We start from the raw sequence: 20,182 nt of genomic DNA, 5'->3' as shown, positions 1-20,182 counted from the left end.
CCCCACCCGCTCCCCCCCCCCCGCCCCCCGCGCGGCCTCCCATCCCCTTGCGACCACCCCCCATTCCGTGGAAGGTCCGGGCGAACGACCGCGCCACCCACTCCGCATCACCGGACAGCCTCGCCCCCCATGACGGACAGCGCCTCCCCCGACCACGTGGTCCTCCTCACCGGCCACCTCGCCCATCCGCGAGTGGAGGCCGTGATGGCGGGGCTGCAGGCGGCCTTCGCCTACTCCATCGTCGACGTGGGCGTGAAGGTGGCCGCCCTGATGACCGAGGACATCATCCGCCGCCGGGTCACCCTGCCGGCCGGCGCCACCCGCGTCGTCCTCCCGGGCCGATGCCGCGCCGACCTCGACGCCCTCTCGGCCCATTTCGGCATGCCGGTCCTCCGCGGACCCGACGAGGTGGTGGACCTGCCGCAGTTCTTCGGCCGCGGCGCCCGCGAGGCGGACCTCTCCCAGCACGAGCTGATGATCTTCGCCGAGATCGTGGAGGCGCCGGAATCCTCCATCGACCACGTGGTCCGCCGCGCCCACGCGCACCGGGCCGCCGGCGCCGACGTGATCGACATCGGCTGCCTGCCCGACACGCCCTTCCCGCACCTGGAAGAGCTGATCCGCACCCTGAAGGCCGAGGGCTTCAAGGTCTCCGTCGACAGCGCGAACGTGGACGAGCTGATGCTCGGCGCCCGCGCCGGGGCCGACTATCTCCTCTCCCTCAACGAGACCACCGTGGACCGCGCGCGCGACATCGCCGCCGTGCCCATCCTGGTACCCGCCACGCCCGGCGACCTGGAGAGTCTCATCCGCGCCGCCGAGCGCATGGACGCCTGGGGCCTGCCCTATCTGGCCGATCCCATCCTCGACCCGATCCACTTCGGCTTCACCGAAAGCCTCGTCCGCTATCACGAATTCCGCCGGCGCATGCCGAACGCACGAATGCTGATGGGCACCGGCAACCTCACCGAACTGACCGAGGCCGACACCGGCGGCATCACCACCCTCTTGCTCGGCATCTGCTCGGAGCTTTCCATCTCCGGCGTCCTCATCGTCCAGGTCAGCCCGCACACCCGCCGGACCGTCCACGAGCACGACGCCGCCCGGCGCATGATGTACGCCGCAAAGCGGGACGGCGGTCTGCCCAAGGGCTATTCCACCGCCCTCCTCGGCCTCCACGACCGCAAGCCCTTCGCCAACACGCCGCAGGGGATCGCCGACCTCAAAAAGGATGTGCGCGATCGCAACTATCGCATCGAGGTCGCCGAGGACGGGGTGCACATCTACAACCGCGACATCCACGTCATCGACACGGACGCCTTCGAGTTCTTCCCCCACCTCGGCGTGGAGACCGACGGCGGCCACGCCTTCTATCTCGGCGCCGAGCTCCAGAAGGCCGAGATCGCCTTCGCCCTCGGCAAGCGCTACGCGCAGGACAATCCCCTCGACTGGGGCATAGCCGCCGACCGGCGCGAGGAGGATCGCACGCGGTTGCAGGAGGCCGGCCACACGCTGAAGGGCCGAAAGGCCAAGAAGGACGACAAGGACAGCGACATAGCCGCTACAGCGGCTACAAAGCCGCTACAAACGGGCGCTACATCCGGCGACATCGACGACAAAACCGGCGACAATCGCAACAACTTGTCCCCGAAAACCGCCCCTTCGCCGACCGACGGGGAGCCCCGCTGATGCCCTTCATCCTGGAGACCATCGTCGCCACGAAGAACGCGGACGGCAGCTTCCACGTCCGCCCCTACGGCCTCCACCAGGACGGCGAGGACTGGATCTTCCTGCCCTTCCGGCCCTCTCCGGCGATCGAAAATGTCGAGCGGCATCCGTATCTTACGGTCTCCGCCCCATCCGACGTCCGCGTCATCGCCGGCCTCCTGACCGGCCGCGACGTGGTCGAGACGGTGCCCGCCGACGTGATCGACGGCGTTCGCCTGAAGGACACCACCGGCCACCTGGAGCTGGAGGCGATTTCCTTTGTCGATCATGAGCTTAGGCCAAGATTCCGCTGCCGCGTCCTCCACCAGGCCGCCCACCGCCCCTTCGTCGGCTACAACCGCGCCCAAGCCGCCGTCCTGGAAGCCGCCATCCTCTCCACCCGCCTCGGCATGCTGCCACAAGAAAAGGTTGAGACCGAGATCGAATATTTGCGGATCGCGGTAGAAAAATGCGCAGGAGCCCAAGAACAGGAAGCCTGGGACTGGATCGTGGAGAAGATCGAAGCGCATTACCGCCGCTGAAGATTGTCGAGAATGGCGACGAGGTCTTGCCGGCCGTGAAGAATCTTGATCACCTGAACGACATCAACGTCGATCCGATAGAGGATAAGGTACGGACCTCCGACAAGTTTACGTAATCGAAGCGGGCGCGTGCTCCGAAGCACCGGAAATCGCTCGGCGCCATGGCCGAGCGCTTCGCAGCGCCGCAGCAATTGGTCAGTCACCGCGAGGGCGGCCATCGGATTGTCACGTTCAATCCATGCGTGGATGGCGGCTAAGTCTTGTTCGGCACTCCGGATTAATATTACCCGGCGCTTCTTCACGCACCCGACACTTCAGATCGCTTCTGCAGACGACCTCGAACATCGTCGACAGACGAATACTCGCCAGCAGCGATTTGCTGGTCTGCCTGCTCAGAGAGATTCTCCAGCCAACGCTCGGTTTCTTGCCGACGAAGCACCATCATGGCTTCGCCGACCACATCCTCCACCGAGGCAAAGCGGCCTTCATCCACCAGCCGCCGAGCCGCTTCCGCGGACGCCTCGTCGAGTTCGACCATCGTTCCCATGAAGAACGCTCCTCATCGTCGTCAGAGTGCCAGAAACGAGCCCGAACGCCAACCGCGGAAGCGCATTGTCCTGGGGAACGAAAACGCTCTCCCGTCTTCTGCGTTTCTCACCGGAGCCGCTTCAGCGCCTCCCGAACCTTGGCCAGCCGCTCCACATAGCCTTCCCGCTTGGTCCGCTCCTCCTCGACCACCTCCTCGGGCGCCTTCGCGATGAACTGCTCGTTCGACAACTTCTTGTCGATACGAGCGATTTCGCCCTCGAGCTTGGTCTCCTCCTTCATCAGGCGGGACCGTTCGGCGTCGAGATCCACAACGCCGGCGAGCGGCAGCGCCACCACGCCGTCGGCGAGCACGATCTGGGCGGACTGCGGCGGCGCCACGTCGGCGAGCGAGACCTCCGACACCCGGGCGAGCCGCTGGATGGCCGCCGTGTGGGTGGCGACCCAGCCGCGCACCTTGGCGGACCCGCCCACCAGCACCAGCGGCACCTGGATGCCGGGGGCGAGCCCCATCTCGGCCCGGACCGATCGGATCTCGGAGATGACGTCTACCAACCAGTTGATTTCGTTGGCGGCATCCGATTCCTCGAGCGGCAGGTCGGGCCAGCGGGTGAGCGCCAGGATCTCGGTCCGCGCGGGCCCCCACGCGCCCGTCGCCGCCCAGAGCTCCTCGGTGATGAAGGGCATGAAGGGGTGGAGGAGCTTCAGGATCTGGTCGATCACCCAGCCGCAGGTCGCCCGCACCTCGTCCTTGGCGGCGCCGTCGTCGCCGGTGAGGACGGGCTTCGCAAGCTCCAGGTACCAGTCGCAGAAGCCATTCCAGACAAAGCGATAAAGCGCCGCCGCCGCGTCGTTGAAGCGGTACGCGTCGATCGCCTCCGTCACGTCCCGGGCCGCCCGGGCGGTCTCGGTGACGATCCAGCGGTTCAGCGTCTCGGTGACGCCGCTCGGGTCGAAGTCGGCCACGCGGGCGCAGCCGTTCATCTCGGCGAAGCGGGTGGCGTTCCAGAGCTTGGTGGCGAAGTTCCGGTAGCCGGCGACGCGGCTCGTCGCCAGCTTGATGTCGCGCCCCTGGGCGGCCATCGCCGCCAGCGTGAAGCGCAGCGCATCGGCGCCGTACTCGTCGATGAGGTTCAGGGGATCGATGACGTTGCCTTTCGACTTCGACATCTTGGCGCCCTTCTCGTCGCGGACGAGGGCGTGGATGTAGACGTCGGAGAAGGGCTCCTTGTCCATGAAATGCAGACCCATCATCATCATCCGGGCGACCCAGAAGAAGATGATGTCGAAGCCTGTGACCAGCACGTTGGTCGGATAGTAACGGGCAAGTTCCGGCGTCTCGTCCGGCCAGCCGAGCGTGGAGAAGGGCCAGAGCGCGGAGGAGAACCAGGTGTCGAGGACGTCCTCGTCGCGGGTGAGCGCCGTCTCGGCACCATAGTGCGCGGCAGCCTCGGCGATGGCATCCGCTTCGCTTTCGGCAACGAACACCTTGCCGTCCGGCCCGTACCACGCCGGGATCTGGTGGCCCCACCAGAGCTGGCGGGAGATGCACCAGGGCTGGATGTTCTCCATCCAGTCGAAATAGGTCTTCTCCCAGTTCTTCGGCACGAAGGTGGTGCGGCCCTCGCGGACGGACACGATCGCCGGCCGGGCGAGCTCGGCCGCGTTCACATACCACTGGTCGGTGAGATAGGGCTCGATCGGCACGCCGCCGCGGTCGCCGTGCGGCACCATATGGGTGTGCGGCTCGATCTTCTCCAGAAGACCGCGCTCCTCCATCATGGAGACGATCGCCTTTCGGGCGGCGAAACGCTCGCGCCCGTCGAGCGCCACGATGGTCGCCGCAAGTTCGTCGGTCGATGCGAGGCCCGCCAGGAAGTCGGCGTTGTCCTTCAGAACAACATTCGCTTCCACGTCGAAGATGTTGATCTTAGGCAGATCGTGCCGCCGTCCGACCTCGAAGTCGTTGAAGTCGTGGGCGGGCGTGATCTTGACGGCGCCGGATCCCTTCTCCGGGTCCGAATACTCGTCCGCGACAATCGGGATCAGCCGGCCGACGAGCGGCAGGCGCACCTTGGCGCCGCGCGCCACCAGCGCCGCGTAGCGCTCGTCCTCCGGGTGCACCGCGACGGCCGTGTCGCCCAGCATGGTCTCCGGCCGGGTGGTGGCGACGACGATGTGGGTGGCCGGGTTCTCCGGATCGAAGGTCTCGCCCTCGATCGGATAGCGGAAGTGCCACAGGTTGCCCTTCACCTCGGTCTGGACGACCTCCAGGTCCGAAATGGCGGTGAGCAGCTTCGGGTCCCAGTTGACGAGGCGCTTGTCCTTGTAGATCAGCCCCTCGCGGTAAAGCTGGACGAACACCTTGAGGACGGCCTTCGACAGCCCCTCGTCCATGGTGAAGCGCTCGCGCGACCAGTCGCACGAGGCGCCGAGGCGCTTCAGCTGGTTGACGATGGTGCCGCCGGATTCGCCCTTCCAGGTCCACACCTTCTCCACGAAGGCGGCGCGGCCGATGTCGCGACGGCCCGGCTCCTGGCGCTCCATCATCTGGCGCTCCACCACCATCTGGGTGGCGATGCCCGCGTGGTCGAGGCCCGGTTGCCAGAGCACGTCACGCCCGCGCATGCGCATCAGCCGGACGAGGATGTCCTGCAGGGTGTTGTTGAGCGCGTGCCCCATGTGGAGCGAGCCGGTCACGTTCGGCGGCGGAATCACGATCGTGTAGGAGGCCGCGCCCGGCAGGGCGCTGCGGCCAGCGCGGAAGGCTTCGGCCTCTTCCCAGAGGCGGGAGATCTTGGGCTCGACGGCCGCCGCTTCGAAGGTCTTGTCCAGCATGATCGCCGCTGTGTGTCCGGATGGTGACGCGTGGGGCTTTCGGGTAGCCGGATGAGCCCCGGCAAGTCAAACGGAAAGCAGCCGGCCGCCGAGGCGGCGCGGAACCGGTCCCGAGACGGCCCGCCCGCCCGAGAGGCTCACATGCGGACGGGGTCCACCCCGCACTCGGCCACGATCACATCGAGCACCCGGTCGAGCACGCGGCGGATCAGGCCGTCGTCGCCGGCGAGCCGGCTGTTGTCGATGGCCGAGACGGGCTGCACCAGCCGCACCGAATTGGTGAGGAAGACGGTGCCGGACGCGATGAGGTCCCGGGCGGTCAGCGACTTCTCCACCGGCTTCAGGCCAAGCTCGGTGGCGGTCGCCAGCACGATGGAGCGGATGATGCCCGGCAGCACGCCGTCGCGGATCGGCGGCGTGAACAGGTGGCCGTCGGTGATGCAGAACACGTTGGCCGCCGTCGCGCAGGCGACGCGGAGCTGTCCGTTCAGCATCAGGGCATCCTTGGCGCCCTTGGAGAGCGCTTCCCGGAGCGCCAGCACGTTGTCCAGGTACTGGAGCGACTTCAGCCGCGCCAGCGGCGAGCCGTCGTTGCGTCGGATGGAGGAGGTGAAGAGCGTCGTCGGCTCGAACACCAGCTCGCGTCGGAACGGCGAGAGGGTGATCATCACCGTCGGGATCGGATCGGCCGGCGGCGCGAGCCCGCGCGCGCCCGGCCCGCGGGTGACGGTCAGGCGCATCACCGCGCCGTCCGGCGGCTCGTGCCCGGCAATGCGGATGATGTCCGCGTAGAGCCGGTCGCGCTCCACCGCAAAGCCCAGGACCTTCAGGCCGTGGTCCAGGCGATCGAGATGCGTATCCAGGCGGAAGACCGTGCCGCCGAACAGCGTCATGGTCTCGAACAGCCCGTCTGCGAGGGTGAGGCCGCGGTCGGTCAGATCGAACGGCGCGACGCTGCCCTCGACGAGCTCGCCGTCGAGAGAAATCATCGTCCCGTCCGCTCCGCGGCCAGCTTCAGGAAATTGGCCAGCATGGCATGTCCCCCTTCGGTGAGAATCGATTCCGGGTGGAACTGCACACCGTAGGTCGGATGTTCCCGATGAGCGAGACCCATAACCTCTCCCTTATCCGACCGGGCAGTCACCACCAGCGGGCTTTCGGGGTCGTCCACCTCCACGATCAGCGAATGATAGCGCCCCACCTTCAAGGGGTTGGGCAGGCCGGCGAAGACGTCGGTGCCCTCATGGGTGACGAGCGACGCGCGGCCGTGCATGGGTTCGCGGGCCCGCACGACCCGACCGCCCAGCACGTCGCCGATGCACTGGTGGCCGAGGCAGATGCCGAGGATGGGGATGCGTCCGGAGAGCGCCTGGATCAGTGGATTGGAGATCCCCGCCTCCTTTGGGCTGCACGGACCCGGCGAAATCACGATCGCGCGCGGGTTCAGCCCCTGGATCTCGTTGACCGAGAGCGCGTCGTTTCGCACGACCGTCACCGCCTCGCCGAGTTCGCGGAAGTAGCGGGCGACGTTGCCGACGAAGCTGTCGTAGTTGTCCACGATCAGGATCATGCCCCGCCCTCCGGCCGGAAGGTGGCAAGCACCCGTGACGCCTTCACGATGGTCTCGTCGTATTCGGCCGCCGGGTCCGACAACGCGGTGATGCCGCCGCCGCCGAACAGGATAGCCTCGCCGTTGACGAAGGTCACGGTGCGGATGGCGATGTTGGTGTCCGCCGCGCCGTCGAAGCCGAGATAGCCGATCGAGCCGCAGTAGATGCCGCGTTCCACCTTTTCCAGTTCGGTGATGATCTCCATGGCGCGGATCTTCGGCGCGCCGGTGATCGACCCGCCCGGGAAGGCGGCGGCGAGGAGGTCCACCACGTCCTTGCCCTCGTCGAGAACGCCGGTGACGACGGAAACGAGGTGATGAACGCTGGCATAGGTCTCCAGCACGTTGAGCGCCGGGACGTGCACCGTGTGGGGCCGGCAGACGCGGCTGAGATCGTTGCGCAGGAGATCGACGATCATCACGTTCTCCGCCCGGTCCTTCTCCGAATCCAGGAGCACGCCGGCGAGATTCATGTCCTCCAGCGGGTGGGCGGAGCGGCGGATGGTGCCCTTGATCGGTCGCGTCTCCACCCGTCCGTCGTAGACCTGGGCGAAGCGCTCCGGCGAGGACGAAGCGATCTTCAGCGGGCCGTAGTCGAGCCAGGCCGCGAACGTGGCGGCGTTCTTCACCCGGAGGCGCTGGTAGTAGGCGAACGGGTCGAAGTCGGCCGGGAGCCGGGCGGCGAATCGCTGGGCGATGTTGGCCTGGAAGATGTCGCCGGCGAGGATGTACTCCACCGTGCGGGCGATCACGGCCTCGTAGTCCGGCCGGGTGAAGTTGGACGCGAAGGCGAGCTCCGCCGTGCCGACGCCCGTGCCGGTGAAGAGGCCCGGCGCGGAAAGCCGCTCCTCGAACGCATCCGCCCGGGCGGCGGCGCGGCGGTCGCGGGCGGCCGGGTCCGTCTCCGGCCAGCCGGTGGAGACGAGCCAGGCCCGGTTCTCCCGATGGTCCCAGGCCAGCACCGTGTCGTAAAAGTGGAGAAGCACCTGCGGCACGCCGGGCTGCAGCGTCTCCGGCGTCGGCAAGCGCTCCAGCTCGCGGCCGAAATCATAGGCGAGGAAGCCGGCGGCGCCGCCCTGGAAGGGCGGCAGGCCGGGCACGCTCGCCTGCTGGTATTCGGCAAGCTTGCCCTTCAGGACGGCGAGCGCCGCCGGCCCACCTTCGGCCACCGGCTGGCCGTTCCAGGTGGCGACACCGCCTTCCACCTTGAAGGTGGCGAAGGGATCGGCGGCCACGAAGGAGAAGCGGCCGAGGGTGGCGTGCGCCATGGCGCTGTCGAGAAAGGTGACGTTCGGCAATCCCGAAAGACGGCGCACCGCCTCCACGGGATCGCGCAGGGACAGCGTCCGGACGAGCATGACGAATGGGACCTTGCGTGCCGGGCGCCCTCGACGCCCGCGATCATGAGACCGGAAGCTAGGCGGCGGGAGGGACCCTGTCGAGAGGGTGCGCCGTCGCGGCGCCGCGGGTGGGCGTCACCGGGCGCCCGTGCCCATGAAGGCCGGGTCTATCGGTACTTGCAGCGCCGTGACGATCCGGTTGGTCTCGCTCGCCATGCCGACGACGGCGACGAGCTCCATGAACTCCGCCTCCGTCATGCCCTTCGCCCGCGCGGCGGTGGTGTGCGAGCGGATGCAGTACTCGCAGCCGTTGGCGATGGAGACCGCCACATAGAGCATCTCCTTCACCTTCGGATCGAGCGCGCCGGGGCCCATCACGGCCTTCAGGCTCTCCCAGGTGCGCTTCAGAAGCGCCGGGTCGTTGGCGAGCGCGCGCCAGAAGTTGTTGACGAAATCGGTGTTACGCGTGGCGCGGATGTCGGCGAACACGGCGGCGGCTTCCGGCGACAGGGCGTCGTCGGCAAGAACGGGGACGGTCGACATGGCAAGGCTCCGGAAGGAACGGGCCGGCGAAGGGCGCCGGCCCGGCAGGATCGTCAGGCGATGGCGAGCACGCGGCTCGGGCCGCCGGTGCCGCCGCGGTGCTTCGGCGCGCCGACCACCAGGGTGGCGCCCGCCGCCGGCAGGGCGGCGAGGTTGGCGATGCACTCGATGCCCCAGCGGCCGGTCGGCAGCCAGCCGTAGTGGGTGGCGAAGTCCGGCGACATGCCGAAGTCCAGCGACAGGGTGTCGACCGCGATGCCGACCGCGTTGCCGTCCTCGATCAGCATCTGCGCCGCTTCCAGGTGGAAGCCGGGAAAGTGCATCACCTTGCCCTCGGCATCCACGTTTCGATACTTCTCCGTGGCCACATGAGCATCCCAGCCGGAGTTCATGGCCACGCAGCAGCCCTTCGGCAGCGGACCGTTGGCGCTCATCCAGGCCTTCAGGTCGTCCGGCGTCACCTGGGCGTCGGCGCTCTCGGCGGCCTTGGCGCGGATGTCGACGACGGCGAGCGGCACGACGAGGGACTCGACCGGGATTTCCGCGACGCTCATGCCGTTCTCGGAGAAGTGCAGCGGCGCGTCCATGTGGGTGCCGGTGTGCTCGTTCACCCGGAGTTCGAACAGGTTGAACTTGTGCTCGGCCCAATTGAACTTCTGATCCATCCAGAACTGCTGCGTGCCGAAGAATGTCGGGAAGTCCGGATGCAGCTCGTGGGTCAGGTCGAACGGCTTGCCGCTCGCCGCCACGGTTTGCGCCGCGGCCGGCGCCGGGGCGGCTGCCACAGCCGCCGTCGCCGCCGTGGCGGCCATGCCGGCGAAGAACGACCGGCGCGACAGCATCCGGCTTTTCACGCTTTCGATGACGCAGTGGTCACACATGGAAAGGCCCCTCTGTTATCTTGTTACACCATTGATCCGCAACGATGTTTGATGGCGAGCGAGTGTCCGCCCGCGGTCGTCGATTGGCAATGGGGAATGAGGGCGGGCGGGCGGAGTGCAGACCGCCGCGCCATCTTTCTTGACGCCGCCGCATTTGCCCGGCATCCATCCCGCAGCTTTTTCCGCGGGTCCGCCCGCCCGAGACGATCCCCGACCCCATGAGCACTCTCGACACCGCCGCACCCGGCGCGCTTTCGCCCATCGCCGGCGAGGCCGCGCCGAAGATCTCCTTCGTGAGCCTCGGCTGCCCGAAGGCGCTCGTCGACAGCGAGCGCATCGTCACGCACCTGCGCTCGGAAGGCTACGAGATCGCCCGCCGGCACGACGGGGCGGACGTGGTGATCGTCAACACCTGCGGCTTCCTGGACAGCGCCAAGGCGGAGAGCCTGCAGGCGATCGGTCTGGCCATGAAGGAAAACGGCCGGGTGATCGTGACTGGCTGCATGGGTGCCGAGCCGGAGCAGATCCGCGAGGCCTTTCCGGACGTGCTCGCCATCACCGGCCCGCAGGCCTACGAGAGCGTGATGAACGCGGTGCACGAGGCGGTGCCGCCCCGGCACGACCCGTTCGTGGATCTCGTGCCGCCGCAGGGCGTGAAACTGACGCCGCGCCACTACGCCTACCTGAAGATTTCCGAGGGCTGCAACAACCGCTGCACCTTCTGCATCATCCCGAAGCTGCGCGGCGACCTCGTCTCGCGCCCTGTGGTGGACGTGCTTCGCGAGGCGGAGCGGCTGGTGAAGGCGGGTGTCAAGGAACTACTCGTCATCAGCCAGGACACCTCCGCCTACGGGCTGGACATCAAGTATCAGGCGGGGATCTGGAAGGACCGGGAGGTGCGCGCCCGCTTCTTCGATCTCGCGCAGGCGCTCGGCGAGATGGGCGTGTGGGTGCGCATGCACTATGTCTACCCCTATCCACACGTGGACGAGGTCATCGGCCTGATGGCCGAGGGCAAGGTGCTGCCTTACCTGGACATTCCCTTCCAGCACGCCTCCCCGTCGGTGCTCAGGTCCATGCGCCGCCCGGCCCACCAGGAGAAGACCCTGGAGCGCGTCCAGAAGTGGCGCGCCATCTGCCCGGACCTTGCCATCCGCTCCACCTTCATCGTCGGCTTCCCCGGCGAGACGGAGGAGGACGTGGACGTCCTGCTCCAATGGCTGAGCGAAGCGAAGCTGGAACGCGTCGGCTGCTTCAAGTACGAGCCGGTGGCCGGCGCGACCGCCAACGACCTCGGCCTGCCCGCCGTGCCGCCGGAGGTGCAGGAGCGCCGCTGGCACCGGTTGATGGCGCACCAGCAGGCGATCTCGGCGAAACTCCTTCAGCGGCGCGTCGGCAAGCGCATCCCGGTGATCGTGGACGAGGCCAACGGCACCGTCGCCAAGGGCCGCTCCAAGTGGGACGCGCCGGAGATCGACGGCGCCGTCCACCTCACCAGCCGCCGCCCGATCCGCGCCGGCGAGATCGTCACCGTCAAGATCGACCACGCGGACGCCTACGATCTCCACGGCACGGCGGTGTGAGGGCGCGGGAGGTGTGGATGGTCCGCAGTCGAGTACCCTGACGGTCGGGACGGTTCGGGCTCGTTGGAGTGGTTGCTCGGCGCCCGAATCCGTATCGCTTTAGCCTTTGCCCTCCACGACCGTCATGGTCCGCGCAGGCGGACCAACCACGCATTTCCCTTTCCCGCTCGCCCGGTGCCCCGCAAGAAAGCGTGGCTGGTCCGCCTGCGCGGACCATGACGATCCGGGCGCTTGAGGCAGATGCCCCCTGGTCGACTTGATACTGCCCATCCGGCGCTCACCCGCGTCCCCGACCTCGTCCCCCCCCCCGCGACCTCGCGACGCAAGGCCTGAATGGTCATCCTTCGCCAACCGTTCGGAACATAGGCTTGCCTTTGGAGATCGGCGGAAGAGTCGGCACCGAGGGGGAATGCGGCCATGGCGAGAAGCAACGACGAGACCTTGCCCCATATCGTGGTGGTCGGGGGTGGGGCCGGCGGCCTGGAGCTGGTGACGCGGCTCGGCGACACGCTCGGCCGCAAGGGCAAGGCGCGGATCACCCTGATCGACGGGTCGCGCACCCACGTCTGGAAGCCGCTGCTGCACGAGGTGGCGGCCGGCTCCATGGACGAGGACCGGCACGAACTGGACTATCTCGCCCACTCCCACTGGCACCATTTCCGCTTCCGCTACGGCCGCATGGTCGGTCTCGACCGGGACCAGAAGCTCGTCCACCTGGCGCCCACCTATGACGAGGACGGCGAGGAGATCACCCCGGCGCGCTCGTTCAAGTACGACACGCTGGTGATCGCCATCGGCTCCACCACCAACGATTTCGGCACGCCCGGCGCCAAGGAGCACGCCATCGCGCTGGAGACGCCCGAAGAGGCAGCGCGCTTCAACCGGCGGATCGTCAACGCCTGCTACCGGGCGCACACCCAGGCGGCGCCGATCCGGCCCGGCCAGTTGCACGTGACCATCATCGGCGCGGGCGCCACCGGAACCGAACTGTCGGCCGAACTCCACCGCACGACCCGCGCCGTCGTGGCCTACGGCCTCGACAAGATCGACCCGGAGCGGGACCTGAAGATCACCCTCGTGGAGGCGGGTCCGCGCATCCTTCCCGCGCTCCCGGAGCGGCTGTCCGCCGCCACGGCGGCGCTCCTCGCCGACCTCGGCGTCCAGGTCCGCACCTATTCCAAGGTGATGCGCGTGACCGACGCCGGCGTGGAGCTGGAGGGCGGCGATTTCGTTGAAAGCGAACTTGTGGTCTGGGCCGCGGGCGTGAAGGGTCCGGACGTCTTGAAGGACATCGGCGGGCTGGAGACCACCCGCACCAACCAGATCGTGGTGGACCAGACGCTCGTCACCACCCGCGATCCGGACATCTTCGCCATGGGCGACTGCGCCGCCTGCCCGCGCCCCGGCGGCGGCATCGTCCCGCCGCGCGCCCAGGCGGCGCACCAGCAGGCAAGCCACCTCTACCGCCAGCTCCGCCGCCGGCTCGCCGGCAAGCCGCTGCAGCCCTTCGTCTACAAGGACTTCGGCTCGCTCGTCTCGCTCGGACACTATTCGACGGTGGGCAGCCTGATGGGCTTCGTGGTCGGCCGGTCCATGTTCATCGAAGGGCTGTTCGCCCGGCTGATGTACCGCTCGCTCTACAAGATGCACGAGGTGGCGCTGCACGGCTTTCCGAAGGTGGCTTTGGAAACCCTCGGCCGCAGCATCATGCGGCGCACCGAGCCGCAGGTGAAATTGCACTGATCAGGCGGAGGCGGCGACGGGCGGTTTTCGTCCGCGCGTTGTCGCCCTCACCCTTCGGCACCCACCGATCCCACCCTCGCTTATTTTGACGCCATCAAGACGGCTACGCACGAACCTCGCCGTCATCTGTACGCCAGACAGATAGGCGCCCGGGTTCTCGCTCACGGAGACCTCTGCACCAACGGTAGGCGATCGGCCAGATCTTCGAAGCGGCGGACGGGACTGTTCAGCGGCCCGATCCGGCCGGCGTTCTGCAGCGTGACGAGGCCGTGGACGGTGGCCCAGGCGAAGAGCGGCAGGTCCGGATCGCCCGTCTCCTGGCGCACGGTCTCGGCCATCACCGCAAAGCACGCCTCCGCGGCGGCGCGGAGCGCCGGGTGCTCGCCCTCCCCGTGCCGGCCGAACATCAGATCGTAGACGTGCGGGTTTTCGGTGCCGAAGCGCAGATAGGCCCGGCTGAGGGCGGAAATCCGGCTCGCCCGGTCCGGGCGACAGGCCTGCAGCATTTCCCGGCTACGGGCGGTGAGATCGTCGAAGCCCTCCCGCGCGAGTTCGGCCAGAAGCTCGTCCTTGCTGGCGAAATGACTGTAGGGCGCGTTGAAGCTCACTCCCACGGCCGTCGCCAGTTGGCGCAGGCTCAGCTTGGCCGGCGGCTCGGTACGCAGCGCCTCCTTGGCTGCCAGGAGGAGCGCGGTGCGCAGGTTTCCGTGGTGGTAGGTGTCCTTGGCCATGGGCTGCTCCCGGATTCGCAGCGCCAACTATACACCATCAACTTATAAGTTGACGCCGTGCAGTTTCGATCCTAGTCTTGACGCCATCAACATCGCCGAACGTCCACCGCCCTGACGGACCCGTCCTGGGGACCGTACGGCCCCGACCGGACGCGACCTGGAGGGTGTCTCATGGACGTCGCCTACCCGCTCGCCGCCGCCCATCATCTGGCGGTCTTTACCCTGGTCGCGGTTCTGGCGGCCGAGACCGCGCTGATCTTCGCGGGACCGCTGACAGCCCCGGTGCTTGCCCGACTCGGCCGGCTGGACCTCTTCTACGGGCTGGTGGCGCTTGCCGTGCTCGCCCTCGGGATCGGGCGCGTCTTTTTCGGCCTGAAGGACTGGACCTTCTACGCCGGCAATGCCTTTTTCTGGGCCAAGATCGCGGCCTTCCTGGCTGTCGGCGCCCTCTCGGCACCGCCCACCATCGCCTTCGGCCGCTGGGGCCGGGCGGTCCGGTCCGGCGGCGCCCTGCCCGGCATGGCCGAGATCGGCCGGGTTCGGCGCTTCGTGGTGGCCCAATGGGCGCTACTTGCCACCATCCCGCTGTTTGCCGCCGCCCTCGGCCAGAACCTCTGACCGAAGGCGGCGGACTACCGTGTTCGGAACATCCGGACGCCCGGATCAGGCCTTCTTCAACAGATCCGCCAGGGCGAGCGCCACCACTTCGGTGGCGGCCTTGAGGTCGGAGAGCTTCAGGTGCTCGTCCGCCGCATGGGCGTTCGCCTCCAGGATGGAGCGCGGGCCGGCGCCGTAGAGGATGGTCGGGATGCCGGCCGCCGCATAGTGGCGCGCGTCCGTGTAGAGCGGCACGCCGGTCGGCTCCACGGCGACGCCGAGCACGGCGGTCGCGTGGCGCTGCACCGCCTCCACGAGCTTCTCCACGCCCGGCAGCGGCCGCAGCGGCTCGGCGAGCATGATGCGGCGCACCTCCACCTCCAGTTCGGGAACCTTCGGCGCGGCGTCCTCGATCAGCCGGATCAGCGCCGCCTCCACGTCGAGGCCCACCTCTTCCGGGATCAGCCGGCGATCGAGGCGCATGACGATGCGGTCGGGCACCACGTTGGTGTTGATGCCGCCTGAGATGAGGCCGACCGTCAGCTTGGGCGAACCGATGCCCTTCTGCGCCGACACGGTGCCGCCGAGCCGGTGACGCTCCTCATAGAGCGCCTGGAGGATGGGCACCACATGCTCCAGCGCGTCGACGCCCGTCTCCGGCATGGCGGCGTGGGCCTGCCGGCCGCGCACGACCACCTCCAGATGGAGAACGCCGTTGTGGGCGGTGGTGATGGCGTAGGAGAAGCCGGCCGAGAAGGCGAGGTCCGGCTTGGAGAGACCCTGCTCGATCAGCCACTTGGGGCCGACGAAGCCGCCCGCCTCCTCGTCGTAGGTCAGGTGCAGTTCCACCGTACCGTCGAGGTCGAGGCCGGAGGCGATCAGCGCCTTCAGCGCGTAGGCATAGGTGGCGAAGTCGGACTTGGAGACCGCCACGCCGCGGCCGTAGATGGCGCCGCCGCGCTCTTCCGCCCCGTAGGGATCGGCGGTCCAGCCCTCGCCGGGCGGCACCACGTCGCCGTGGGCGTTGAGGGCGATCACCGGGCCGCTGCCGGCGCCGAAGGTGTGGCGCACGATCAAGTTGGTGACGGACCGCATGCCATGCTGGCGCACGAAGGGTTCGGGCACCGGCAGGCGCTCCACCTTGAAGCCCATGCTCTCCAGGAGCGCGGCCGCGGTCTCCGCGTGGGGCTCGCAGTCGCCTGGCGGATTGTCGCTCGGAACCCGCACCAGCGCCTTCAGGAAAGCCACCTCCTCGTCGAAGGCCGCCTCGATGATGGACTTCATCACGTCAAACCTCTCCCTGGCCGTCCGCGAGGGCCGTCAGCGCCCGGATGAGCGCTTCCACCGCCAGCCCCATGTCGGTCGCGTCGGCAAATTCGTTCGGATTGTGGCTTATACCAGCACGGCACCGGACGAACAGCATCCCGATGTCGCAAAGCGCGTGCATGGCGTGTCCATCGTGCCCGGCGCCGGAGGTCAGCCGCCGCACCGGCAGGCCGAGGTCCTCCACCGCGCGGGCGAAGGCGGCCTGGATGCGGGGCGACGCCGGCGTCGTCGGCGTGTCGTGGTAGCGGTCCATTAGGAAGGCCACGTTGCGCGCCTCCGCGATCTCCCGGAACCGCTGCTTGATGGCGTCCGCCGCGGCGGCGCGGGGCGGATCCGTCTCGGCGCGCAGATCCACCGTGAAGCTCACCCGGGCCGGAATGACGTTGACAGCACCCGGATCGAGCGACAAGCGGCCGACCGTCGCCACCATCTGGTCGGCCCGGCCGGCGCGCGCCACGGCCTCCACGGCCAGCATCATCTCGGCGCTCGCCGCCAGCGCGTCGCGGCGCATGGTCATCGGCACGGTGCCGGCATGACCGGCCTCGCCGGTGACCGTCACCATGTAGCGGGACTGGCCGGCGATCGACGTCACCACGCCGAGCGGCCGGCCCTCGATCTCGAGCACCGGCCCCTGCTCGATATGCACTTCCAAATAGCCGAGGACGCTCTCCGGCGCGTAGGCGGCAGCCGCCACCCGGTCCGGATCGCCGCCGAAGCCGACGAGCGCCTCGCGGAGCGACACGCCCGCTGAATCCCGCGCGCCGTCGAGGTCCGCCTGCTTGAAGACACCCGCCACGGCCGACGACGAGGCGAGGGTTGTGGGAAACCGCACGCCCTCCTCGTCGCCGAAGGCCAGCACGTCGAGCCCGAACGGCAGCTTCAGCCCCCGGGCCCGGATCTCCTCCACGGCGAGGATGGCGGCCACCACGCCGAGCGTCCCGTCATACCGGCCGGCGTCCACCACCGTGTCGATGTGCGAGCCGACCAGGTAGCGGCGGTTGGCGAGCGGGCCGGGGACAGCCGGCGGCAGGTGGCCGCGCACGGTGCCGAGCGCGTCCTCGCTCACCGCCATGCCGGCCGCGCCCATCCAGCGGGCGACGAGGTCCGCCGCCCGTCGGTGGGCGGGCGACAGGTAGAGCCGGGTGATCCGGCCATCCTCGTCGGAAAGCGCCGCGAGCGCGTCGAGCATGGACTGGGCACGGCGGCCAAGATCGGCGATCACGGCGGTCGTCACGAGGCCGGCTCCTCCGCGGCGGCAGCGATGCGATCCTCCAGGCGAAACCGGAAGATGCGCGCCACCTGGCCGAGCGCGGTGGCGAGTTCCGCCTCGACCGCGTTGCCGAGGCGGTCCTCGAAGGCGTCCAGGATCATGTGCTTGGTCGCGCCCTTCACGGCGAAGATGAAAGGAAAGCCGAACCGCGCGCGGTAGCGTTGATTGAGGTCCGTGAAGCGGGCGTACTCGGCGGCGGTGAGGCTGTCCAGGCCTGCGCCCTTCTGCTCCGCCCGACTGTCCGCCGCGATCTCGCCCCGGAGCGCGGCCTTGCCGGCAAGATCCGGATGGGCCCGAAGGAGCGCCAGACGCGCGGCCGGATCGGCCGCCTCCACCACCGTCTCGAACGCCGCGATCACGGCCTCCCGGTCGGCAAAGGGCCGCCGGCGCGCCACCGCCGCCGCCACCCAGCGGGAGTGTTCGGCCACATCGCCGAAGCGGGCCACGAAGTCGTCGTCGGAAAGGGCGTTCACGTCGGAAACACTGAGCGGGAAGGCGGCCGTCATGGGGCGGTCGAGACCATTCGGAGAAGGAGTCGGATCGCCTACCGTGACATTCTCCTGCGTTCGTCCGCAACGGCTTTCAAGACCGCCCGCACGGGTGCCGACGGAGCCGACGCGAGACAGCCTTGCGCCCGCGCACGATCGCCTGCCACTCTGCGCGGCCAAAGGGGAGACGCCGACCGATGGGCAACTATCTCATGAATGCCTTCGCGACGCTCCTGGTCACCATCGACCCGATCGGGCTCGCGCCGCTCTTCCTTGCCGTCAGCCGCGGCGCCTCGCCGGCCATGCGGCAGGCGATCGCCATGCGAGCCTCGGTGATCGCCGCCGCCATCCTGGTCGGCTTCGCGCTCACCGGCACGGCGGTGCTCACCTTCCTCGGCATCTCGCTGCCCGCCTTCCGCATCGCCGGCGGGCTGCTGCTCTTCTGGATCGCCTTCGAGATGGTGTTCGAGAAGCGGGAGCGGCGGAAGGCCGCGTCGGCCGAACAGGCCCGCGCCAACGCCCCGGCGGGCCCGCACCCGCACGCCGCACCGATCGCCCAGGAGGACCTCCGCCATCTGGCGGTGTTCCCGCTCGCCATCCCGCTGATCGCCGGACCCGGCGCCATCTCGGCCACCATCCTGCTCGCCGCCCAGGCGGCGGATACGCTGGCGCTTGTGCTCCTGATCCTCCTCGTGTTGGCGATGATCGGGAGCTGCTATCTCGTCTTCATCGCCTCCGACCGGGTCGACCGCTACCTCGGCGACACCGGCCGCAGCGTGCTGACGCGCCTCCTCGGCGTGCTCCTGTCGGCGCTCGCGGTGCAGTTCGTGGCGGACGGCGTGAAGGCCATCATGCGGGTGTGAGACCGGCCTACCAGCCGAACACCACCTGCCCCATGATCCGGCCCGGCAACAGGGTGAAGACCCCGGCACCCACCAGCGCGGCCCAGAACAGCCAGGTCATCGCCTGGGCATGCGCCCCGATCCGACCACGGCGCGCGAACCACACGGCCACCGGTACGTTCAGCAAGGTCCAGGCCGCCAGCCCGTGGATGAGGCTGAACCCCATGAACTGGTCGATGCCGTGGATCCAGAAGGACGACACCGCCGCCACCAGCATCAGGCCGACCCACCCCCAACCAATCGCCCGATGCGCAATGGTGCCCTTCGGTCCAGCCATCTGAAGGATGCCGAGGGCGAGCGCAGCCAGCGCCGTCACCGCGTGCCAGAAGACCACGGGCGGCGCGGACAACAAGGGAGAAAGCGTCATGGGAAAGTCCCGCCAGAGATGGCCGGCACTCTCCCACGCCAGTGTATTTTTGACAATGCCGGCAATCGGTCGCCGCTTTGCTCAGAACGGGATTTCGTCGTCCATGTCCGAGCCGAAATTCGACGGTGCCTGACTGCCGCCGCCACCGCCGCCCGATCGCGGCGCGCCGCCGGACCGCTGGCCGCCGCCGTAGCCGCCGCGGCTTTCCATGGGGCTCGACGCGCCGAACTCGCCGCCGCTCTCACCATAGTCGTCGCCGCCGCCGGCCCGGTCGCCGCGGCCGCCGAGGAGCGTCAGTTCGCCCCGGTAGCGCTGCAGCACGATCTCGGTGGTGTAGCGTTCCTGACCCGACTGGTCCTGCCACTTGCGGGTCTGCAGTTGGCCCTCGATGTAGACCGTGGAGCCCTTGCGCAGATACTGCTCGGCGATCTTGGCGAGGTTCTCGTTGAAGATCACCACCGAGTGCCACTCGGTCCGCTCCTTGCGCTCGCCGGAGGCCTTGTCGCGCCAGTTCTCCGAAGTGGCGATCCGGAGGTTGACCACCGGCTCGCCGGATCCGAGCCGCCGCACCTCGGGGTCGCGACCCAGGTTGCCGACGAGGATCACTTTGTTCACGCTGCCAGCCATGGCACTCACTCCTGCTTCGTTGCACGGCAGCCGTCGGCACGGAAGAGGGCATCGCCCTCACCCCACCGTCGCGCTCGGATCCGGCCGGGCTCATGCACCCGCGTTTCGGACAGCCGCCTTCCTAGCCAACCGGCACCCTACGCCCCAAGCCGGCCGTGCGGAACCTGCGACCCCGGTCCCCGGCCGAGTGCGTCCGGTTTTCCACAGCCGTTAGGAAATCGTTAGCACGTTTCCGCTGTTCCTGCTATGTTCTTTGTGGACTGTTGGCGGAATTCCAACACAGCCTATATGTCAGCCAGTCCGACGGGGTTTCATCCGAACAGCCGATCATGGGAGACCGGGCCTTGGTGCGCCGGACGCTGCTGACGCCGCACGTCAGCAGCGGGGGCCTAGCGTGGTCCGCCTCGCAACTGCTGGGCATGGTCCTTGCGAGGCGCCCGGCTGGCCTCTCTAGATTGCCGGCGTGCCGCCGGGGATCGGACCATCGGGCGGCGCACCGGGGTTCGGTCGGGCAAAGCATCGGGTGACGTCGCGGGTCGGGT

The 20,182-nt window shown here is 68.5% G+C and carries 20 protein-coding genes; 6 read left to right on the top strand and 14 right to left on the bottom strand.

Annotated features, from left to right (window positions below; translation table 11 throughout):
* The first annotated feature begins 129 nt into the window (after nt 1-129).
* Both BUQ68_RS14895 and BUQ68_RS14890 read left to right on the top strand, forming a co-directional pair.
* On the top strand, nt 130-1,689 hold the full coding sequence (locus tag BUQ68_RS14895) for a DUF6513 domain-containing protein (RefSeq protein ID WP_075216767.1): 1,560 nt from the start codon (nt 130-132) through the stop codon (nt 1,687-1,689).
* Nucleotides 1,689-2,249 carry a DUF447 domain-containing protein gene (locus BUQ68_RS14890; protein ID WP_075216766.1) on the top strand — a complete coding sequence of 187 codons (561 nt, stop codon included), beginning with the start codon at nt 1,689-1,691 and terminating at the stop codon, nt 2,247-2,249. Before BUQ68_RS14895 ends, BUQ68_RS14890 begins: the two co-directional genes overlap by 1 nt.
* Here BUQ68_RS14890 and BUQ68_RS14885 read toward each other — a convergent pair.
* The 8 genes from BUQ68_RS14885 to BUQ68_RS14850 form a co-directional block, all read right to left on the bottom strand.
* Nucleotides 2,237-2,551 carry a type II toxin-antitoxin system RelE/ParE family toxin gene (locus BUQ68_RS14885; protein WP_075216765.1) on the bottom strand — a complete coding sequence of 105 codons (315 nt, stop codon included), beginning with the start codon at nt 2,549-2,551 and terminating at the stop codon, nt 2,237-2,239. The genes BUQ68_RS14890 and BUQ68_RS14885 overlap by 13 nt on opposite strands.
* The gene (locus tag BUQ68_RS14880) at nt 2,548-2,796 is read right to left on the bottom strand and encodes a hypothetical protein (protein ID WP_075216764.1); all 249 of its coding nucleotides are present in this window, start codon (nt 2,794-2,796) and stop codon (nt 2,548-2,550) included. The genes BUQ68_RS14885 and BUQ68_RS14880 overlap by 4 nt, the downstream gene beginning before the upstream one ends.
* Before the next feature lie 107 nt (nt 2,797-2,903).
* Entirely contained in the window at nt 2,904-5,633 is a 2,730-nt protein-coding gene (locus tag BUQ68_RS14875; RefSeq protein WP_075216763.1) for a valine--tRNA ligase, read from the bottom strand.
* Between the two features lie 137 nt (nt 5,634-5,770).
* A complete protein-coding gene (locus BUQ68_RS14870) occupies nt 5,771-6,622 on the bottom strand; it encodes an aminotransferase class IV (RefSeq protein WP_075216762.1) in 852 nt (283 codons plus the stop codon).
* Entirely contained in the window at nt 6,619-7,203 is a 585-nt protein-coding gene (locus BUQ68_RS14865; RefSeq protein ID WP_075216761.1) for an anthranilate synthase component II, read from the bottom strand. The genes BUQ68_RS14870 and BUQ68_RS14865 overlap by 4 nt, the downstream gene beginning before the upstream one ends.
* Nucleotides 7,200-8,600 carry an aminodeoxychorismate synthase component I gene (gene pabB, locus BUQ68_RS14860; RefSeq protein WP_075216760.1) on the bottom strand — a complete coding sequence of 467 codons (1,401 nt, stop codon included), beginning with the start codon at nt 8,598-8,600 and terminating at the stop codon, nt 7,200-7,202. The genes BUQ68_RS14865 and pabB overlap by 4 nt, the downstream gene beginning before the upstream one ends.
* 117 nt (nt 8,601-8,717) lie before the next feature.
* Nucleotides 8,718-9,125: a carboxymuconolactone decarboxylase family protein gene (locus BUQ68_RS14855; protein ID WP_075216759.1), complete on the bottom strand. Its 408-nt coding sequence runs from the start codon at nt 9,123-9,125 to the stop codon at nt 8,718-8,720.
* Between the two features lie 53 nt (nt 9,126-9,178).
* On the bottom strand, nt 9,179-10,006 hold the full coding sequence (locus tag BUQ68_RS14850; protein ID WP_075216758.1) for a cyclase family protein: 828 nt from the start codon (nt 10,004-10,006) through the stop codon (nt 9,179-9,181).
* Nucleotides 10,007-10,224: 218 nt separating this feature from the next.
* On the opposite strand from BUQ68_RS14850, the gene rimO reads away from it, so the two are divergent.
* Both rimO and BUQ68_RS14840 read left to right on the top strand, forming a co-directional pair.
* Nucleotides 10,225-11,589 (top strand): 30S ribosomal protein S12 methylthiotransferase RimO, encoded by a 1,365-nt coding sequence (rimO, locus tag BUQ68_RS14845; RefSeq protein ID WP_075216757.1) that lies wholly within the window; start codon nt 10,225-10,227, stop codon nt 11,587-11,589.
* Between the two features lie 417 nt (nt 11,590-12,006).
* A complete protein-coding gene (locus tag BUQ68_RS14840) occupies nt 12,007-13,332 on the top strand; it encodes an NAD(P)/FAD-dependent oxidoreductase (RefSeq protein WP_075216756.1) in 1,326 nt (441 codons plus the stop codon).
* Between the two features lie 161 nt (nt 13,333-13,493).
* On the opposite strand, the gene BUQ68_RS14835 is transcribed toward BUQ68_RS14840, so the two are convergent.
* Complete coding sequence (locus BUQ68_RS14835; protein WP_075216755.1) at nt 13,494-14,063, bottom strand: TetR/AcrR family transcriptional regulator; 570 nt, start codon at nt 14,061-14,063, stop codon at nt 13,494-13,496.
* A 171-nt stretch (nt 14,064-14,234) separates the two neighbouring features.
* On the opposite strand from BUQ68_RS14835, the gene BUQ68_RS14830 reads away from it, so the two are divergent.
* Complete coding sequence (locus BUQ68_RS14830; protein WP_075216754.1) at nt 14,235-14,681, top strand: DUF2214 family protein; 447 nt, start codon at nt 14,235-14,237, stop codon at nt 14,679-14,681.
* A gap of 45 nt (nt 14,682-14,726) precedes the next feature.
* Here the strand turns inward: BUQ68_RS14830 and BUQ68_RS14825 are convergent, their stop codons facing one another.
* From BUQ68_RS14825 to uraD, 3 genes are read right to left on the bottom strand one after another with little or no spacing between them, the layout of a single operon-like run.
* The gene (locus tag BUQ68_RS14825) at nt 14,727-15,944 is read right to left on the bottom strand and encodes an ArgE/DapE family deacylase (protein ID WP_075216753.1); all 1,218 of its coding nucleotides are present in this window, start codon (nt 15,942-15,944) and stop codon (nt 14,727-14,729) included.
* 4 nt (nt 15,945-15,948) lie between these two features.
* Nucleotides 15,949-17,220 carry an allantoate amidohydrolase gene (locus BUQ68_RS14820; RefSeq protein ID WP_245293266.1) on the bottom strand — a complete coding sequence of 424 codons (1,272 nt, stop codon included), beginning with the start codon at nt 17,218-17,220 and terminating at the stop codon, nt 15,949-15,951.
* Entirely contained in the window at nt 17,217-17,762 is a 546-nt protein-coding gene (gene uraD / locus BUQ68_RS14815) for a 2-oxo-4-hydroxy-4-carboxy-5-ureidoimidazoline decarboxylase (protein ID WP_075216752.1), read from the bottom strand. The genes BUQ68_RS14820 and uraD overlap by 4 nt, the downstream gene beginning before the upstream one ends.
* 179 nt (nt 17,763-17,941) lie before the next feature.
* Between uraD and BUQ68_RS14810 the strand changes: the two genes are divergently transcribed.
* On the top strand, nt 17,942-18,607 hold the full coding sequence (locus BUQ68_RS14810; RefSeq protein ID WP_075216751.1) for a MarC family protein: 666 nt from the start codon (nt 17,942-17,944) through the stop codon (nt 18,605-18,607).
* Nucleotides 18,608-18,614: 7 nt separating this feature from the next.
* Here BUQ68_RS14810 and BUQ68_RS14805 read toward each other — a convergent pair whose 3' ends face one another.
* Both BUQ68_RS14805 and ssb read right to left on the bottom strand, forming a co-directional pair.
* Nucleotides 18,615-19,013 (bottom strand): DUF2306 domain-containing protein, encoded by a 399-nt coding sequence (locus tag BUQ68_RS14805; protein ID WP_075216750.1) that lies wholly within the window; start codon nt 19,011-19,013, stop codon nt 18,615-18,617.
* Between the two features lie 81 nt (nt 19,014-19,094).
* Complete coding sequence (gene ssb, locus BUQ68_RS14800; protein WP_075216749.1) at nt 19,095-19,640, bottom strand: single-stranded DNA-binding protein; 546 nt, start codon at nt 19,638-19,640, stop codon at nt 19,095-19,097.
* Between the last annotated feature and the right edge of the window lie 542 nt (nt 19,641-20,182).

The organism is Mongoliimonas terrestris (genome assembly GCF_001927285.1).
GTDB lineage: Bacteria > Pseudomonadota > Alphaproteobacteria > Rhizobiales > Pleomorphomonadaceae > Chthonobacter > Chthonobacter terrestris.
The sequence above is the reverse complement of the archived record's forward strand: the minus strand, read 5'-3'. Positions and strand labels throughout refer to the sequence as shown.

What these genes read in the sequence shown, in the direction of transcription:
- pabB (WP_075216760.1), bottom strand. Translation starts at nt 8,600, where the DNA reads ATGCTCGTCCGGACGCTGTCCCTGCGCGATCCCGTGGAGGCGGTGCGC.
- BUQ68_RS14835 (WP_075216755.1), bottom strand. Translation starts at nt 14,063, where the DNA reads ATGGCCAAGGACACCTACCACCACGGAAACCTGCGCACCGCGCTCCTC.
- BUQ68_RS14895 (WP_075216767.1), top strand. Translation starts at nt 130, where the DNA reads ATGACGGACAGCGCCTCCCCCGACCACGTGGTCCTCCTCACCGGCCAC.
- BUQ68_RS14855 (WP_075216759.1), bottom strand. Translation starts at nt 9,125, where the DNA reads ATGTCGACCGTCCCCGTTCTTGCCGACGACGCCCTGTCGCCGGAAGCC.
- BUQ68_RS14840 (WP_075216756.1), top strand. Translation starts at nt 12,007, where the DNA reads ATGGCGAGAAGCAACGACGAGACCTTGCCCCATATCGTGGTGGTCGGG.
- rimO (WP_075216757.1), top strand. Translation starts at nt 10,225, where the DNA reads ATGAGCACTCTCGACACCGCCGCACCCGGCGCGCTTTCGCCCATCGCC.
- uraD (WP_075216752.1), bottom strand. Translation starts at nt 17,762, where the DNA reads ATGACGGCCGCCTTCCCGCTCAGTGTTTCCGACGTGAACGCCCTTTCC.
- BUQ68_RS14870 (WP_075216762.1), bottom strand. Translation starts at nt 6,622, where the DNA reads ATGATTTCTCTCGACGGCGAGCTCGTCGAGGGCAGCGTCGCGCCGTTC.
- BUQ68_RS14850 (WP_075216758.1), bottom strand. Translation starts at nt 10,006, where the DNA reads ATGTGTGACCACTGCGTCATCGAAAGCGTGAAAAGCCGGATGCTGTCG.
- BUQ68_RS14880 (WP_075216764.1), bottom strand. Translation starts at nt 2,796, where the DNA reads ATGGGAACGATGGTCGAACTCGACGAGGCGTCCGCGGAAGCGGCTCGG.
- BUQ68_RS14865 (WP_075216761.1), bottom strand. Translation starts at nt 7,203, where the DNA reads ATGATCCTGATCGTGGACAACTACGACAGCTTCGTCGGCAACGTCGCC.
- BUQ68_RS14805 (WP_075216750.1), bottom strand. Translation starts at nt 19,013, where the DNA reads ATGACGCTTTCTCCCTTGTTGTCCGCGCCGCCCGTGGTCTTCTGGCAC.
- BUQ68_RS14875 (WP_075216763.1), bottom strand. Translation starts at nt 5,633, where the DNA reads ATGCTGGACAAGACCTTCGAAGCGGCGGCCGTCGAGCCCAAGATCTCC.
- BUQ68_RS14810 (WP_075216751.1), top strand. Translation starts at nt 17,942, where the DNA reads ATGGGCAACTATCTCATGAATGCCTTCGCGACGCTCCTGGTCACCATC.
- ssb (WP_075216749.1), bottom strand. Translation starts at nt 19,640, where the DNA reads ATGGCTGGCAGCGTGAACAAAGTGATCCTCGTCGGCAACCTGGGTCGC.
- BUQ68_RS14830 (WP_075216754.1), top strand. Translation starts at nt 14,235, where the DNA reads ATGGACGTCGCCTACCCGCTCGCCGCCGCCCATCATCTGGCGGTCTTT.
- BUQ68_RS14825 (WP_075216753.1), bottom strand. Translation starts at nt 15,944, where the DNA reads ATGAAGTCCATCATCGAGGCGGCCTTCGACGAGGAGGTGGCTTTCCTG.
- BUQ68_RS14890 (WP_075216766.1), top strand. Translation starts at nt 1,689, where the DNA reads ATGCCCTTCATCCTGGAGACCATCGTCGCCACGAAGAACGCGGACGGC.